The following is a 16,109-nucleotide window of genomic DNA, read 5'->3' on the forward strand; positions in this document are numbered from 1 at the left end:
GCTGGTTTACACATTGCTCCAATATGTCACGGTTTTACTTGGATCGAAACAAACTGGACGTACGTATTTAGCTTGGCTACAAAGGGGCGGAGCGAACAAAACGTGCGCCGCGTCATAGATATTCATGCAAGGAGTCACACATGGGATCCCTCGGAAACCTTCTCAAGGCCAACGGCATGGGCTGGGGCATTCTCCAGCTTCTTCCCCTGGTCAACATGCTCAAGACCCTTCAGGGGCTGGACACCGCGAGCTCGAACTCCTGACGTTCGACCACAACAATTCTTCCGAAACAACACAGGAGTAGTCGCATGACCTCGATTCAGAATCTCGACGCCTTCCTCAAGAGCGTTCTCGCATTCGTGACCAAGTTGAACGCGGGATCGGCAGACGGCTCGGGTTCGGCCGGTTCCACTGCCGAGTAGTTCTCGGTCCCCACTTCATTTCAACTGCATCCCGACATAAGGAGACCCGACATGGGTTCGTTCGAAGACTTCAGCGGCGTCGTCAAGACGTTCATTCCGGTACTCAAGGACCTGTTCACGGCACTCGGTGGTGGCTCGCTCACCCCGGGTACCGGATCGGCGGCTGACAAGTAAGTCCCGTTTGTCCGAAAGTGTGGCTCGCGGTTGTCTGCGGGCCACACTTTCTGCCTTTCAATTGTGAGCTAAATCACATTATCGGATATTTCGAACCGTCTATTTGGGCTCTGAACTGCAATTATGCCAGAAGGTGTTACCGACAGTTCACGTTGGTAGCTATTCGGTAGCTAGACAAGTGTGAGCAGTCGGTCTATAAATGCAGGCAGCGCCAAGGCAGTGCGCTACATCACAGCTCGGGATGTTGTTCGGGGGGCGGTTCAGCCATCCGCGCGGCAGAAGTTCCCGAACCATCTCGGCCACCGCCTGCGGCCGGAATGGCGCTGGAACATCACACCACCTCACAAACAGGAGAACCTCCTATGTTCGGATCACTCAGCACCCTCGGACCCCTGCTCACCGCGCTCGGAGCTTTCCTCAAGTCCGTTCCCACCGAATCGCTGTCCGGCGAGGGCGAGGGCTCGTCCACCGGTTCACTCTCGGGTCTGTCCAGCGGATCCGCCGAGTAGTCATCCCTTCCGGCAGGTCCATTCGGCTCTGCCAATCGGATTGCATGCAGGTGCCCTCTGTCCACTGTCGTGGCCGGAGGGCACCCGCGTTTGCGGAGATTTTCGTAGTTGCCGTTTTGGCAAGTGAACACAGAACTGTGAGTGGCAGCACCTGCGTACGATGGTTCGACGACATCGGCATACGGTCACCGCGACGTCCGGTGCTCCCGAATTCAGAGGTAGCCGACCGCGAGGTGACGCATGGTAGGGACGAGTCGCTTTCTGCGCCTTCTCCTAGTGCTGGCCGTTGTACTTGCGGCTTCGTTGATCGGCATCCTCACGCGCCCACCAGGTTTGCTCGCGACATTCTGGTGTGCCAACGCCATTCTGCTGGGAATGATGGTCAGATGGCCGGTCCTGATCGAGTGGCCGACGTGGATCGCTGCGGCTGTCGGATACGTCTGCGCTGACCTGATCACCGGCAACTCGCTCTCGCTTGCGGTGCAGTTGAACGGGGCGAACCTCGCCGGAGTCACAGTCGGTGTTCTTGTTCTGTACTACTTGAAGCGCACACCGTTCCGATTGGTCGATTCGCAGTCGCTGGTGTGGATGGTCTTCGTCTCGTTCGTCGCGGCGACTGGTACCGCGGCCACTGCCGGCGCCTTGGACCGGCTCTTACGCGGTCAGTCATTTACCGACACGTTTTTCCACTGGGGTGCCACCGAGGTCATGGCGTACCTGCTCGTCCTTCCTCTCATTCTCACTCTCACCATCCCGTCGAGCCTTGCCGAGTTCCGCAGCAAACTGACTGCCAAAACTGTCGCCGCTATGAGCGTTCCGCTACTCGCCACTGCAGCCTGCGTGCCGATCGCCCTGAGTATCGAAGGGCCGATCGCGCTGGTCCTTCCGATTCCGGCTCTCCTCTGGTGCGCCACTCGCATCTCGGTTCCGAGCACTGCCTTCGTTTCCGTGGTCTGGTCGGTGTGGTCGCTCATGATGGCGGGTAGCGGTCGACTCGATATCGGAGATCAAGCCGCCTCGACGTGGAACGAGGACGTCATCACGTCCATTGCCGTCACGCTGATCGCGTTGGGGCCGATCGCGGTTGCCTGTGCGACCGAGGAACGTCGCGCTGCCGAGCGTGAGCTCTTCCTTGCTGTCGAATTCGACCATCTGACCGGGGTCCTCTCGCGTGGTGCGTTTCTCGGGCATGCGGAATCGGAGCTTGCCGCCGCGGCCCGCACACAATCCCCGGTCGGCCTGCTGATGCTCGACCTGGACCACTTCAAGAGCATCAACGACACGCATGGACATATGACCGGTGACAGCGTTCTCGCGAACTTCGCCGAACGGGCCGCTGACCGATTGTCGGACGGCGATTTGATCGGAAGGCTCGGCGGCGAGGAGTTCGCCATTCTGCTTCCGGACTGCAGCTACGCGCGAGCAGTCGATGTGGCCGAGGCGGTCCGCGGCGCGCAAGTCGAGTACTCGGCCGAATCAGAAGTGACGAGCACCGTCAGTGTCGGCGTCGCGTGGGTCGATCATGCGACGCCGACGTTGACCACCCTCATGAGCGTCGCGGACGAGGCTCTGTACGAAGCCAAGCGCGCCGGGCGCAACCTCGTGAAAGTGCGCCGGCTCGGCAACGATGCATTGCCGCAACGGAATTCCGAGCCGGATATGGCCACCCGCACCTATCGCAAACCTGACATACCACGAACGATCAGGCGAGGATTTGGCCGCGAAGGTGTGGTGGACGGCCGATAACTGCGCTGACCTGCATCGGGATTGGCATATAGTCGCACCCATGCAGCTTGATTCGACGCCTTCGCCCCTGCCGACGCTTCCGCTCCGATTCGGAAGTCCCCTGACCGAGAACTCCATCCGCGTGATGATGTTGGGATCAGGCGAGTTGGGTAAGGAAGTTGTCATCGCGTTGCAGCGTCTTGGCGTCGAAGTGATTGCGGTGGATCGGTATCCCGATGCCCCTGGACACCAGGTGGCTCATCGTGCGCATACCGTCGACATGACCGATCCGGAAGCGCTGCTTGCCGTCATCGAGTTGGAAAAGCCTCACTTCGTGGTTCCCGAGATCGAGGCCATTGCGACGGATGCGCTTGCACTCGTTGAAGAACGCGGGGCCGCGGTGGTCATTCCCACCGCCCGCGCCACCCAGCTCACGATGAACCGTGAGGGGATCCGTCGGCTCGCGGCCGAGGAGTTGGGCCTGCCCACTTCGCCGTACGCTTTCGCGGACTCGCTTGCCGAAGTGCAGGCAGCGACAGACCGAATCGGTTTCCCGTGCGTCATCAAGCCCGTCATGTCCTCGTCGGGGAAGGGACAGTCGACGGTTCGATCCGCCGAAGATCTCGACGCCGCATGGGATTACGCGATGGCCGGAGGTCGTGTGAATCACGGCCGGGTGATTGTCGAGGGTTTTGTCGATTTCGATTACGAGATAACACAATTGACGGTTCGCGCCGTCGGTGAGAGCGGTCAGGTCGAGACGTCGTTCTGCGAGCCGATCGGGCACCTGCAGGAAGCCGGTGACTACATCGAATCGTGGCAGCCGCAGCAGATGTCCGCAGTTGCCCTCGCCTCGGCCCGAGACGTCGCCGAGAAGGTGACCACGGCTCTGGGCGGGCGAGGCATCTTCGGCGTCGAGCTATTCGTGAAGGGTGACGACGTCTTCTTCTCCGAAGTGAGCCCACGGCCGCACGACACCGGATTGGTGACTCTGCGGACGCAGCGACTTTCGGAGTTCGAGCTGCATGCCCGCGCGATCCTGGGATTGCCGGTCGACACGACGCTCACGGTTCCGGGAGCATCGGCGGTGATCTACGGCGGAATGGAGGCCAAGGGGATCGGATTCGACGGCGTCGCCGAGGCACTCTCGGTTCCCGAGACGGACCTGCGGCTCTTCGGCAAGCCCGAGAGCTTCACGCGTCGTCGCATGGGTGTTGCAGTGTCGACGGCCGCCGATGTGCCGACTGCACGCGCCCGTGCTCGCGAGGCCGCGTCGAAGGTGCGTCCCGTCGGATGAGTCCTGTGGCCGAGGTCCTCGTCGGGCTGGTCATCCTCGTCGGTCTGATCGGTGTCGTCGTTCCGATTCTCCCGGGGACACTTCTCGTTTTCGGTGCAATTCTGGTGTGGGCGATCATGACCGGTGGCGCGACGGCGTGGACGGTGTTCGCGCTGTCGACGCTGGCACTGGTGGTCACCGGGATCGTGAAGTACACCTGGCCAGGCAAGCGGATGAAGTCCGGGGGAGTGCCCAACCTGTCGGTGGTGGTCGGCGGCGTCGTCGGCATCATCGGGTTCTTCGTGATCCCGGTCGTGGGCTTGTTCCTCGGATTCATCGTCGGAACGTATTTCGCCGAACTAGCGCGGCTGCGCCGTTACGACATCGCCTGGTCGTCGACGCTTCACGCGGTGAAGGCAGTCGGATTGTCCATGCTGGTGGAACTGTTCGGAGCGCTGATCGCGGCGGGGCTGTGGCTGGGAGCCGTCGCGTTCACTTGAGCGCAGCGGTACCAGGAGCGGGCGTTGTCGCACATGACCGCGGACAGGTCGTCGCCGACAGCTTCGGCGATCACGTCCAGGTCGTGGACCTCGAACGCTCGACGTGCCCGTGTGCCGGGTAGATCGGTGCCGAACATCAGCGCAGCGGGGTTGACCGCGTGGATCTGGCGAAGCACGTCGCCGACGTCGGAGATGGTGGTGCGTCCGAACCCGGTGGCTTTGACGCGTACCCCGCGGTCGACGAGGTTCAGGAGATACGGCAGTCCGCGGGTGGACATTCCCAAGTGGTCGATGCTCACCGCCGGCAATTTGGCGAAGACGGGTTCCAGCGACAGCAACAGCGTGGCATCGACGTAGAACTCGGCGTGCCAGCCGACCAGATCGAATGCCCGGTTGGCGAGATCGGCGAGTAGACGCAGGTCGGTGGCGCCTCGGCGCAGATTGAATCGGACGGCGCGCACTCCCAGCGCGTCCAGCGCAACGATGTCTTCATCCGTCGCATCGAGCGGCAAAGCAGTGACGCCCACCCAGCCTTCGCCGAGCTCGGACAAGGCGGCTTTCAGGTATTCCTGGTCATTGCCCTGGTACGACGCGGTCACCACCGCGCCGCCGTCAACACTCAGGCCCTTCAGTGAGGCAAGCCGGGCCCGGTAATCGGCCACGGTGAAGGGCTCAGGCAGGTACCCGTGATTCTCGACCAGCGGGAAGCGCGGGTCGATGATATGCACGTGGGCGTCAAACACGGGGTCTATTTTGCCCTGTTGCCTTGGGTCCCCGCACACACCACCGGCCCGATGTGACCTGGGTCGCGTCGGGCCGGTGGAGGGCTTCTGTTCAGTTACTTCTGCGCACTCAGTTCGCGCGGTCGGGCTCGGATGCCTTCAGCATGTCGTGACGCTCGACGACCTTGATGCGCTCACGGCCTTCGGGCTCGCCCAGGCTGCGCTCGTGCGCGTCGAGGCGGTACCAGCCCTGCCAGGTCGTGTACGGCACCTGCTTGCCTTCGAGGAACTCGATGACGGCGTTCTCGTCGGGGTTCGCGGCGCCGGCGAAGCCGACGGAATCCTCGAGAAGATTCGCGACGGTTTCGTTGGCGTCACCCTTCGTGTGGCCGATGAGGCCGACGGGGCCGCGCTTGATCCAGCCGGTGACGTAGGTGGCCGGCATGAACCGGGCTGCGCCCTCGGCGTTGTCGTCGGCGACGACGCGTCCGGCGTCGTTGGGGACGGTGCCCGCCTGGTCGTCGAACGGCAGCTGCGTGACGTTCTGCGAGAGGTAACCGACGGCGCGGTACACGGCCTGGACATCCCAGTCCTTGTACGTGCCGGTGCCCTTGACGTTGCCGGTGCCGTCGAGCTGAGTGCGCTCGGTGCGCAGGCCGACGACCTTGCCGTCTTCACCGAGGATCTCCGTGGGAGATTCGAAGAAGTGCAGGAACAGCTTGTGGGGGCGGGCTCCGACGTCGCGGATTGCCCAGTCCTGCAGCGTGTTCGCGACCATGTCGACCTGCTTGGAGTTGCGGCGAGCCTGCTCGGAGCCCTCGTCGTAGTCGATGTCCTCGGGGTCGACGATGACCTCGATGGTCGGGGAATGGTCGAGCTCACGCAGTTCGAGAGGCGTGAACTTGGCCTGGGCCGGGCCACGGCGTCCGAAGACGTGAACCTCGACGGCCTTGTTGTTCTTGAGGCCCTCGTAGACGTTGGCGGGGATCTCGGTCGGCAGCAGTTCGTCGCCGGTCTTGGCGAGGACGCGGGCGATGTCGAGCGCAACGTTGCCCACGCCGAGGACGGCGACCTTCTCGGCTTCGAGCGGCCACGTACGCGGTACGTCGGGGTGGCCGTCGTACCAGGAGACGAAGTCGGCCGCGCCATAGCTGCCGTCGAGTTCGATACCCGGGATGCCGAGCGCGCGGTCGGCGTTGGCGCCGGTCGAGAAGATGACCGCGTCGTAGAACGACTGCAGGTCGTCGAGGGTGATGTCGGTGCCGTAGTCGATGTTGCCGAGCAGGCGGACCTGAGGCTTGTCGAGCACCTTGTGCAGAGCGGTGATGATGCCCTTGATGCGCGGATGATCAGGCGCGACGCCGTAACGAATCAGGCCGAAGGGCGCGGGCATGCGCTCGAAGAGGTCGATGCTGACGCCGCGGCCGGAGACTGCGGTGTCGGATTTCATGAGGGCGTCGGCGGCGTAGATGCCGGCGGGGCCGGCGCCGACGATCGCGACCCGGAGTGGGCGGTTGGAGTCAGTCATCGTGAGGACAGCTACCTTCTTCGAAGTTCGGACAACATATCGACAAGTATCCAATTTAGCCGAACCTAAGCACAGTGCCTCGGTTGCGGCCGAACGGATCCACACTCTCACTCGATCGGTTGTGGGTAAACCTATTCTTTCTTCCCATTCTCCCGTTGTCTCGGGTATTCGGGGTAGGGGCCTGGTCCTTGACGGGCCACAATTTCAAGTTGTGGGGGAGTATTGGCGTTATGAGTGACGAGCTTCGCGAATCCGACAACATCGATGGCAAGAAGGCGTCTGCGGGGCCGTTCCTCTTGGCTGTCGCCATCGTCGCCTTGATTCTGGGTGGAATCTTCGTCGCATCGTGGATCTCGCCGGCCGAGGAGAACGTCACCGAGTCGGACCGCGTGAGCCGCTCCGTCACCGACTACGTCGATGCCGAGAATCGAAATGACGCGGAGACGGTCAAGACCCTGACCTGCGCGAGCTTCAATTCGAGCACTGGTCCGATGGCCGGCGTCGACGGAACGGTCGAACTGAAGGGTGTGGACGGGGTCGTGGTCAACGGCGATCGCGCCCGGGCCGACGTGACGATCACCGGCGGCGGAGCGGGCGAGCGGGTCTCGACCTGGGCCCTGACCCGCGACGGCAACCGTTGGGTCGTCTGTAACTGACGGCCCGCTCAGGCGCTCACGGCAGTCTTGTGAAAACATGGACTACGTGAGTTACGCAGGCGATCTGACGCCGGAGCAAGCCTGGGAGCTGCTCCGCGAAAACCCCGACGCCGTGCTGGTCGACGTGCGGACCGATGCGGAGTGGAAGTACGTCGGTGTCCCCGATGTTTCCTCCCTCGGCAAGCAGGCCGCACTGATCGAATGGGTGAGCCACCCGACCGGCGCGCGCAATGACAACTTCGTCGACCAGTTGAAGGAAGCCGGCATCACCGCCGATTCCTCCGGGTCGGAGCGTCCGGTGATCTTCCTGTGTCGATCCGGACAACGTTCCATCGGTGCGGCGGAAGCTGCGACTGCGGCGGGCATCGGCCCGTCGTACAACGTGCTCGACGGGTTCGAAGGCGCATTGGGTGCCGACGGACATCGCGGACTTGTAGGTTGGCGGGCCATCGGCTTGCCATGGAGGCAGCAGTGAGCGGAATTCCCCAGGGTGGCGCATTTCAACGAGCGCTGCCGGACGACGTCGGTCTCGGCACTCTCGGTGTTCGCGGTGGACTGATGCGTACCGGGTTCGAGGAGACTTCCGAAGCGTTGTTCCTCAACTCCGGATTCGTCTACGAGAGTGCAGAAGCCGCCGAACAAGCCTTCACCGGCGAGGTGGATCATTTTGTCTACTCCCGCTACGGCAATCCGACGGTCAAGATGTTCGAAGAGCGTCTGCGTCTCATCGAAGGCGCGGAAGCCTGCTTTGCGACTGCCAGCGGAATGTCGGCTGTCTTCACCGCGTTGGGCGCGCTGTTGGGCAACGGCGACCGATTGGTGGCTGCGCGCAGCCTGTTCGGATCCTGCTTTGTCGTGTGCAACGAGATCCTTCCGCGCTGGGGAGTCGAGGTCGTCTTCGTCGACGGTGAAGACAACGCGCAGTGGGAAGAAGCGCTGTCGGTGCCGACCACTGCGGTGTTCTTCGAGACGCCGTCCAACCCGATGCAGTCCCTCGTCGACGTTCGGCGGGTGTCGGAGCTTGCTCATGCTGCCGGTGCAAAGGTAGTGCTGGACAACGTCTTCGCGACGCCGCTTCTGCAGCGCAGCCTCGATCTGGGCGCCGACGTCGTGGTGTACTCCGGTACCAAGCACATCGACGGTCAAGGCCGCGTGCTCGGCGGCGCGATCCTCGGCACCGAGGAATACATCAGCGGTCCCGTCCGAGAACTGATGCGGCACACAGGTCCTGCGCTCAGCCCGTTCAATGCGTGGACTCTGCTCAAGGGTCTCGAAACCATGCCGGTCCGTATTCGGCATTCCGTGGCTTCGGCACTCGAGATCGCCGAATTCCTCGAAGGACACTCCGGCGTCAAGTGGGTCAAGTATCCGTACCTGACTTCGCACCCGCAGCACGAGCTCGCGAAGTCTCAGATGAGCGGCGGCGGAACTGTTGTTACGTTCGAGCTCAATGCGCCTGACGGGGAGGGCAAGAAGCGGGCGTTCGAGGTTCTCAACGGCCTGCGCGTCATCGACATCTCCAACAACTTGGGAGATTCCAAGTCGTTGATCACCCACCCCGCAACCACAACGCACCGGGCCATGGGTCCGGAAGGCCGTGCAGCAGTGGGTCTTACAGACGGCGTTGTGCGTTTGTCGGTGGGGCTGGAAGATACCGCCGATCTCTTGGCTGATCTGAAGCGAGCCCTCGGCTGATCCGGTAGAACGCCTTGCCCTCGAACTTCGTTTGGCGAGGCGTTCTACGGCGCAGGTGTCAGACCCAGTTGTTTGACGTCGATCGTCAACGCCGTCGTATTCAGTGTGAGACCTGAGCTTGTCGTGTCGGCGGGGTAGATCGTGAACAGCACCTGCGCGGTCAGGTTGGTGTTGTTCAACGCCGATGTGACCGGGATGAGGTTCGGCGTCGGTGACGTGCTGTCGTACAGAAGATTGTTGCTCTGATCCGTGACGTAAGTGCGGAGATCGACACTGGCGGTCGCGAGCCCGCCACTCAACTTGGTCTTGTCGACCGTCACATTGGCTCTCAACCGGGGACCGGTGGCCAAGACCTTCGAATCGCAGAAATACGTGTAGTTGAATCCGGGCTTGAGTCGGTAGGTAGTGATGTCCGGGATATATACGAGTGGATTCGGATTGGTGGGCGCGTTGACGTAGACCTGCGAATACCACCCCCCGCCGCTCGTGGTCACGCATGCTCCCAGATCCAGGGTCCCGGACTGGACAGCGGCGCTCGTCAGGGTCGTACTGTCCGTCCATTTCGCCAATGTGCCCGAGCCGCCGAGCAATACAGCTCCGGCCGCGGCGACTGCCATGGCGGCTTTCGTCGTCTTTTTCATCACGGCACCAGGGCCTTGATCTCGTCCGGAAGTTCGCTCGGGGCAGGAGATTCGGCCCAGACTCCCGCTGACGTGTCGATGACGGTGACGCCGCCAGTGGTGATCACATACAACTGATCGGTTCCGGTGAGCCAATGCAGTACAGCGTCGCTGTCAACGGGACCTCGATATACCTCAGTGCCCGATGAATTCGACACGGATACAACGGGTCCACTGGCAGTCGAGAGCTTCTGGGCGCTGAGACCGGTCGTGGTCGCCGGGGCGTCGATGGGAACCTCGCTCGGGGTGGGCGTAGTTGTTGTGGGTGTCGTTGTCATGGTCGTTGTTGTTGTCGTTGTGGACGGAGTAGTTGTAGCCGGTGACGAGGTGGTTGTCGAAGGTGTAGTTGTGCTGGTGGTTGTCGTGGCCTGCGAGGTTGTTGATGCGCTCGGAGTAGTCGTGGGTGAAGGTGTGGTCGAACTGACCGCTGCGGTGGAGGTGGTAGTCGTCGCACTCGGAGCTTGTGCAACCAGCGCCGAACGAGCGGCCGGAGCTGAGGCTGCCGTGGTTCCGCTCGTGGGTCCGGATGCACACGCCATGTCATTGAGGATGATGAGCAGTGTCGAACTGCTGATGCGGTACCCGGTGTATTCCGGTGTCACGTAAGTTCCAACGAGTCCGTGTAATTCGACGTCGTAGTTTGTGTTCGACAGGAGAATCCCGCCGCTTGGCAGATCGGACAACGTCAGGGTCGTCGAGAGGCCGGTCACGTCTCTGATCAGCGGAGGTTGGGTGGTGTTGGTTGCGTTTCGGACGATGATTCGAAATGTATCCGTGGCAACGCCAGGCCAAGCGAGCACGACGGAAGTTCCCTTGTCCGAGCAGGTCATTGACGCGGGAGGTTTCGGAAAGCTCGCAGCAGTGGTGAACGAAATGCTTCCCGCTGTCGCCATGCCCGTGAAGGCGGCCTGTGTTCCGCCGATGTTCGCAATGCCCGCCACGCTGAGACCGACCGTTGTCAATGCGATGATTGCCTTGAAGGCGTGGGAATCGCCGTGCGCGTCCTGACGATCCAGCCTGGGTTCCCCTTCATCCGGTCTTTTCCGTGGGCGAAATGCGATGTACAGCAGTCCTCCGACAGCAATCGCACCAAGCACAAGCCCACTCGGTCCGGACAGCCAGACGGCCACGTAGCCGAGGCGGTTGATGCTGAAGAAAACTCGATCCGCTTCGGTGATGACGTAAGGATCTGGGTCTGTGACGGGATTCGCGTCGCCGCGCAGCTGTGCAATTGCAAGATTGTTGCCTTGCTGCTCGACCGTCTCGACACGATGGGTGATTCGAACGCCTTGGTTGTCGTAGACACTGACGATGTCACCGACCTGAACTTCCGAAGCAGGCACGGTGCGCGCGAATGCCAGAGCACCGGTCTCGATCGTGGGAGACATCGATCCGCTCTTGAAGATCAGCGGAGTGATACCGAAAGCGAAGCCGGCAATGAACAATCCGATGGATGCCAGACCGGCGAGGGCACCGAGGGTGAGCAGAAGTTCGTGAATCCGACGTGGCGTCGAGGCTTTCGGTGACATCTTCGTGTGTCGTGACACGGCGCTCACACCTTTGCCGAGAAGTTCAGGACGATGCTCGACGAGCTGCTCGTCGGTGGGGTCGGACTCGTCGGAAGCGTCACCGAGACACAAAGATTGTCGGTTGCCCCGATAGCCAGCGAACGGTCGGGTGCACCGACCGCCTGATTTGTGGTGAGTGTCAGCGGTAAGGACAACACCACATTGCTGCCATCTGTGCATTTGTTGGCCACAGTTCCGTTCAACGACACAGTCATCCGCAAGTAGGTCGTCAGCGCGCCGCCGCTGGTGGAAGTAATCGTGTATTTCAGAGGAAGATTCACGCCTGCCCCCACGTTGTTGACTTTGACGATGGCGGAGTTCGAGTCGCCGGGAATCATCCCGGTTTTGCCGAGTTGGCTGAAGTTCAGTGTCGTGGTCAGCGTGGGTTGGATTGTGGTATTCAACTGCAGATTGATCGACCCGGTCGTGATATTTCCCGAAGTCGCCATCGCCGAAGACGTCCAGGCCGCGAGCGTGGTTACACCGCCGACACCAAGCACCATCCCCAGCGCGAGCAGCGCGCGAAAACGCGTGCTGGTCAACAGGTGACGAATCCGGTGGGCCGGACGGTCAGGGCGCGAGGGCATCGTGCTGGCCTTTCTCGATCTGGTCGGAGTTGGTGAGGTTGGAAGCTGCAGGGTCAGGCGCCAATCGGGCTCGAGCTCGCTCCTTCCGGCCGTCACGGATGCCGCTGATCATCATGTAGGCCGCGTACAGCAGTAGTGTCGTCACGACTATCACCACGATCACGGTGCGCTGCTCTCCGGTGAGCCAAGTGTTGACGTAGCCGAGATACGGAAGGCTGTACCAGACCTTTCCCCGGATCTGTACTGGCCGTACTTCTTTCTCGTCGCGTTCACCGTTCGCGTCGCCCTGGGTGATGAAAGTTCGTTCACCCTTTTGGTTTTCACTTGTGGCGATGATCCGGTGCGTGACGACGGTCGGCTGACCCGATTCCAGCTGGTACGTAATAGGTGTACCGATCCCCAGTTCGGACGGATCGACAGGTTTGACGACGACCAGTGATCCAGGGTTGTACGTCGGGCGCATCGAACCGGTCAGAATCGTGAAGCGCTGCGCTCCCGCGAAGAAGGGGATGACAATGGTTGCGACGATGACTGCCGAAATCGCCAGCAGCAGTGTCCAACTGACGATAGAGGTGACCCACCACAGAGGGCCGGTACGTTCACCGCGTTTGGTCGAGTGTTTCGTCATGCCGCCCCTGCCTGGAACGTGAAGGTGGCGTTGGTCGTCTGACCGGAAACCGCACCAACACCCACCGTGAGCCGCAGACACAGGATGTAGGTGCCACCGGCTGCGAGCGGAGTCGGCATGTACGCGGGGGAAACCGGGTACTGCAGCGATGCATTCATCGATCCGGACGTCACTGGGGTTACTGCCGGAGCCGCGGTGTTGACGCCGGCCGGGCAGGCGCCTTCGTTGGCGACTCCGTACGTGGTCAACGTGAATCCCGGAAGTGCGCTCGTCGACTGCATTCGCCACTGCAGAGGATCAGACCCCGAATTCTTGACGGTGAGCGGAGCTTGCACCGTGTTTCCCGGGACCACAGGCGTCGTGGCCGTCGTCAAATTCGCCAGGGTGTACGCCGCACTGGTTCCGGCCGATGTACCAACGGTGAGGTTGACGCTTGCAGCGGTTGCGGTCCCACCACTCGCGCTCGCCGAATCGGACCACAGCGCGAGCGACTGCTGTGACGATGCGAACACCGCTACAGCAGCCACCGCGACTGCGATCGCTCCCCAGACCTTTTTCCTCATGAAATTACGGAGCCGGAGTCAGCGCTGTCTGAGTGACGACCAGCTTCATCGCCGCCAAGTTCAGCGACTGATTCTGCGCGACCTGGTTGGCCACCTCGGTGAAGTTCAGACGGACTCCGACGTGCACGATCGTGCCGTTCTGTACCTTGGTGATCTGTGAAATCGGGTTGCCACCAGCGTCCTTGATGGTCGTAACCGGCTGTACAGCGGCGGCAAGTTCGGCGCTGTTGGCACCTGGAACGATGCCGGCCGTATCAGCGGTCAGAACAGCCGCGAGACGATCGCCCACTGCGGTCACTGTGACGTCGCAGGTGTATTCGATGCTCTCGGTGGTGACGATGCGGTAAGCCGAGATGTTGGTGATCGCGGTCTTCGTCGGATTGAGGGAGTTCCAACCGCCGCCGACCGGTGCGCAGGCGCTCAGGTCGAGTGCACCGGAAGTGACGGGTCCGCCGCCACTGACGTCGGCCGAGTCGCTCCACACAGCGAGCGAGCCCGCACCGCCGAGGAGGAGGGCGCCGGCCGCCGCAGCAGCGATCGCGCCCTTGGTCTGCTTCTTCATGAAAATCTCATTTCATGTCTGGGACCCGAAATGGGTCGTTCAGACATGAGTATCAGCCACGGCAAACGATTCGTTACTACTTTTTCTCAAATTTCTTTTTGGACTGCGATCCACCTATTGTCGGGGGTGTATTCGCCTCTGACCTGCGAATAACTATCAGTACGCAATCTTCCTTCGAAAGAAACCGCTTGTTTGTCCAGCTGGACAAAGTGGACGAGTCGGATCCTGGCAAATCTAGTGTTTTTTACCAGTTAATTACCGACTCGCGGTTTTGTTTTGCAATTGAATCAATTGTTTGCGGTGCTACGGAATGGATCGGTTGTCATTCCTACAAGATCGGCGACCGACTCGAGAACGACTGTGGGTCGGTACGGGAAGAGCTCCACCGACGCGCGGGTCGAGATCCCGGTCATCACCAGAATCGTCTGCAGTCCGGCTTCGAGGCCACAGACGATGTCGGTGTCCATCCGGTCGCCGATCATCAACGTGTTGGCCGAATGGGCGCCGATGGACCGCAGGGCAGAGCGCATCATCAAGGCGTTGGGCTTGCCGACGTAGTAGGGATCGCGTCCGGTTGCCTTGGTGATGAGAGCCGCGACCGAGCCGGTGGCCGGCAGCGAGCCGTCACGCGACGGCCCAGTGGCGTCGGGGTTGGTGGCGATGAACCGCGAACCACGCTCGACCAGTCGAATCGCGGTGGTGATCGCCTCGAACGAGTACGTGCGCGTCTCGCCGAGTACGACGTAGTCGGGGTCACTGTCCGTCAGGACGTAACCGATGTCGTGCAGGGCAGTGGTCAGGCCCGATTCGCCGACCACGTAGGCGCTGCCGCCTGGCCGCTGGTTGGCCAGGAACGTCGCGGTAGCGAGCGCTGACGTCCAGATCGACTTCTCCGGGATGTCGAGTCCCGAATTGAGCAAGCGTGCTCGCAGGTCACGCGGGGTTCGGATGGAGTTGTTGGTGAGCACCATGTACGGGATGTCGTTCGACGCCAGCTCTGCCAGGAACGTGTCCGCTCCAGGTATCAAGTGCTCCTCGTGGACGAGAACCCCGTCCATGTCCATGAGGTAGGTCCAACCGGTCTGATCTTCTGTACTGGTCATGACTCCAGTATGTGCGGGTGCCGCCCGATGTGGGCGATCAAGCGAGAAGGCGCCACAGCCCGATCAGGCCGACGACGACAATCGTGTAGCGCAATGCAGTGGGGGACAGGCGTCGTCCGTAGCGGGCGCCCAGGACGCCACCGCCGAGCGAGCCGACAGCGATCAAACCGGCTGCTGCCCAATTGATCTGATCGAACGCCAGAGTGATGTACATCCCCGCTGCAACGATGTTGACGAGCAGTGAGAGCAGGTTCTTCGCGCCGTTCATGCGTTGGAGGGTTTCAGGGAGGATGGCACCCATCACACCGATGAGAAGGATGCCCTGCGCGGCAGTGAAGTATCCGCCGTAGATGCCGACCGCAAAGGTGCCGGCGGTCAGGAGCATCAGCCTCTTGGTGGACAGCGTCGTTTCTTCGGTGGAACGCTTCTTGGCCCACGCCTGGATGCGTGGTTGGAGGAGGACGAGCGCGAGGGCGAGGACCAACAGCACCGGAACGATGGTTTCGAACAGTTTCTCGGGTAGATGCATGAGCAACCAGGAACCGAGTAGTGCCCCGGCGAGTGACGCCGGAATCTGCCACTTCAGTCGATCCCACTGTCCGGACAGCTCGCGTCGGTAGCCCCAGGTGCCGGAAACTCCGCCGGCGACGAGCCCGACCGCGTTGGACATGGTCGCGGTCACGGGCGGCATGCCGAAGGCGACCAGCGTCGGGAACGTGATCAGCGTTCCACTGCCGACCACGGCGTTGATCGCGCCCGCACCGATGCCGGCCAGCAATATGAAGAAAGCGTCGAGTCCACTCACTCCGCAGACGGTACGGCAGAGGGAAAGTCGGTCCAGACGGCGGTCCCGGTCTTCGTTCGAACACTCTATTGAACACGTCGAACGCGGCTTCTGACACCGTTGAAATCAGTGCGATTCCAACCTGGTTGATCTTTCATTTCCCTTGCAGTGCAGGGAAATACAACATTTGACGACTAGACATTTCGGGTCTAGTCTTTGCTCACCATCCAGAGCGACCGAGAGACCTGGCTCGTCGACGTCGCAGCAACCCCCCGAGCGATCGGGAGCGGGTGCTACCGCCAGGACCGATGGAAGGCATCACATGGGTTCCACTTCGCACGCTCCGCACAGGCGCCGCCACATCGATCTGTGCCGCACCGCTTCGTGTCACTGTCGCTGACCGAACCGTCGTCTTCGCAACTCGAGC

General features: G+C 61.7%; 19 protein-coding genes and 1 riboswitch. Of the genes, 9 read left to right on the forward strand and 10 right to left on the reverse strand.

All coding sequences use genetic code 11. The features are described 5' to 3' along the window. Positions 1 to 140 precede the first annotated feature (140 nt). The 6 genes from AC1DVN_RS16755 (at position 141) to AC1DVN_RS16780 (ending at position 4,606) form a co-directional block, all read left to right on the forward strand. On the forward strand, positions 141 to 263 hold the full coding sequence (locus AC1DVN_RS16755) for a hypothetical protein (RefSeq protein ID WP_003944443.1): 123 nt from the start codon (positions 141 to 143) through the stop codon (positions 261 to 263). Positions 264 to 473: 210 nt separating this feature from the next. After that, positions 474 to 596, forward strand: coding sequence for a hypothetical protein (locus tag AC1DVN_RS16760; protein ID WP_019749478.1), 123 nt, complete (start codon positions 474 to 476; stop codon positions 594 to 596). A 362-nt stretch (positions 597 to 958) separates the two neighbouring features. Then, complete coding sequence (locus tag AC1DVN_RS16765; protein WP_003944356.1) at positions 959 to 1,105, forward strand: hypothetical protein; 147 nt, start codon at positions 959 to 961, stop codon at positions 1,103 to 1,105. A gap of 240 nt (positions 1,106 to 1,345) precedes the next feature. Then, the gene (locus tag AC1DVN_RS16770) at positions 1,346 to 2,851 is read left to right on the forward strand and encodes a GGDEF domain-containing protein (protein WP_020906657.1); all 1,506 of its coding nucleotides are present in this window, start codon (positions 1,346 to 1,348) and stop codon (positions 2,849 to 2,851) included. A 40-nt stretch (positions 2,852 to 2,891) separates the two neighbouring features. Then, positions 2,892 to 4,127 (forward strand): formate-dependent phosphoribosylglycinamide formyltransferase, encoded by a 1,236-nt coding sequence (gene purT, locus AC1DVN_RS16775; RefSeq protein ID WP_477994059.1) that lies wholly within the window; start codon positions 2,892 to 2,894, stop codon positions 4,125 to 4,127. After that, positions 4,124 to 4,606, forward strand: coding sequence for a DUF456 domain-containing protein (locus AC1DVN_RS16780; protein ID WP_019749482.1), 483 nt, complete (start codon positions 4,124 to 4,126; stop codon positions 4,604 to 4,606). Before purT ends, AC1DVN_RS16780 begins: the two co-directional genes overlap by 4 nt. Here the strand turns inward: AC1DVN_RS16780 and AC1DVN_RS16785 are convergent. Further along, on the reverse strand, positions 4,510 to 5,349 hold the full coding sequence (locus AC1DVN_RS16785; protein ID WP_024487914.1) for an amidohydrolase family protein: 840 nt from the start codon (positions 5,347 to 5,349) through the stop codon (positions 4,510 to 4,512). The genes AC1DVN_RS16780 and AC1DVN_RS16785 overlap by 97 nt on opposite strands. 109 nt (positions 5,350 to 5,458) lie before the next feature. Further along, positions 5,459 to 6,856 carry an FAD-dependent oxidoreductase gene (locus AC1DVN_RS16790; protein ID WP_019749484.1) on the reverse strand — a complete coding sequence of 466 codons (1,398 nt, stop codon included), beginning with the start codon at positions 6,854 to 6,856 and terminating at the stop codon, positions 5,459 to 5,461. Between the two features lie 230 nt (positions 6,857 to 7,086). Between AC1DVN_RS16790 and AC1DVN_RS16795 the strand changes: the two genes are divergently transcribed. The 3 genes from AC1DVN_RS16795 to AC1DVN_RS16805 are packed head-to-tail and all read left to right on the forward strand — an operon-like array spanning position 7,087 to position 9,207. Then, positions 7,087 to 7,512: an Rv0361 family membrane protein gene (locus AC1DVN_RS16795; protein WP_019749485.1), complete on the forward strand. Its 426-nt coding sequence runs from the start codon at positions 7,087 to 7,089 to the stop codon at positions 7,510 to 7,512. Positions 7,513 to 7,558: 46 nt separating this feature from the next. Continuing rightward, positions 7,559 to 7,987 (forward strand): rhodanese-like domain-containing protein, encoded by a 429-nt coding sequence (locus AC1DVN_RS16800; protein ID WP_007726822.1) that lies wholly within the window; start codon positions 7,559 to 7,561, stop codon positions 7,985 to 7,987. Then, positions 7,984 to 9,207, forward strand: coding sequence for an O-succinylhomoserine sulfhydrylase (locus tag AC1DVN_RS16805; RefSeq protein WP_029538600.1), 1,224 nt, complete (start codon positions 7,984 to 7,986; stop codon positions 9,205 to 9,207). The genes AC1DVN_RS16800 and AC1DVN_RS16805 overlap by 4 nt, the downstream gene beginning before the upstream one ends. Positions 9,208 to 9,251: 44 nt before the next feature. Here the strand turns inward: AC1DVN_RS16805 and AC1DVN_RS16810 are convergent, their stop codons facing one another. The 8 genes from AC1DVN_RS16810 to AC1DVN_RS16845 all read right to left on the reverse strand — a co-directional run bounded on the left by AC1DVN_RS16810 (position 9,252) and on the right by AC1DVN_RS16845 (position 15,703). Continuing rightward, positions 9,252 to 9,848, reverse strand: coding sequence for an alternate-type signal peptide domain-containing protein (locus AC1DVN_RS16810; RefSeq protein ID WP_283567082.1), 597 nt, complete (start codon positions 9,846 to 9,848; stop codon positions 9,252 to 9,254). Further along, positions 9,848 to 11,434 carry a signal peptidase I gene (locus AC1DVN_RS16815; RefSeq protein WP_477994060.1) on the reverse strand — a complete coding sequence of 529 codons (1,587 nt, stop codon included), beginning with the start codon at positions 11,432 to 11,434 and terminating at the stop codon, positions 9,848 to 9,850. The genes AC1DVN_RS16810 and AC1DVN_RS16815 overlap by 1 nt, the downstream gene beginning before the upstream one ends. 5 nt (positions 11,435 to 11,439) lie before the next feature. Further along, the gene (locus tag AC1DVN_RS16820) at positions 11,440 to 12,042 is read right to left on the reverse strand and encodes a SipW-dependent-type signal peptide-containing protein (RefSeq protein WP_070797242.1); all 603 of its coding nucleotides are present in this window, start codon (positions 12,040 to 12,042) and stop codon (positions 11,440 to 11,442) included. Then, positions 12,026 to 12,670, reverse strand: coding sequence for a signal peptidase I (locus tag AC1DVN_RS16825; RefSeq protein WP_269578101.1), 645 nt, complete (start codon positions 12,668 to 12,670; stop codon positions 12,026 to 12,028). The genes AC1DVN_RS16820 and AC1DVN_RS16825 overlap by 17 nt, the downstream gene beginning before the upstream one ends. Continuing rightward, entirely contained in the window at positions 12,667 to 13,233 is a 567-nt protein-coding gene (locus AC1DVN_RS16830; protein ID WP_113682315.1) for a hypothetical protein, read from the reverse strand. The genes AC1DVN_RS16825 and AC1DVN_RS16830 overlap by 4 nt, the downstream gene beginning before the upstream one ends. A gap of 4 nt (positions 13,234 to 13,237) precedes the next feature. Further along, positions 13,238 to 13,795: an alternate-type signal peptide domain-containing protein gene (locus AC1DVN_RS16835; RefSeq protein ID WP_020906667.1), complete on the reverse strand. Its 558-nt coding sequence runs from the start codon at positions 13,793 to 13,795 to the stop codon at positions 13,238 to 13,240. Between the two features lie 287 nt (positions 13,796 to 14,082). Further along, positions 14,083 to 14,898, reverse strand: coding sequence for an HAD-IIA family hydrolase (locus AC1DVN_RS16840; protein WP_029254768.1), 816 nt, complete (start codon positions 14,896 to 14,898; stop codon positions 14,083 to 14,085). A 37-nt stretch (positions 14,899 to 14,935) separates the two neighbouring features. Further along, on the reverse strand, positions 14,936 to 15,703 hold the full coding sequence (locus AC1DVN_RS16845) for a sulfite exporter TauE/SafE family protein (protein ID WP_003944404.1): 768 nt from the start codon (positions 15,701 to 15,703) through the stop codon (positions 14,936 to 14,938). 199 nt (positions 15,704 to 15,902) lie between these two features. Next, positions 15,903 to 15,997, forward strand: a riboswitch (SAM riboswitch). Positions 15,998 to 16,109 lie beyond the last annotated feature (112 nt).

The sequence above is a fragment of the Rhodococcus sp. P4_E4 genome (genome assembly GCF_056401575.1).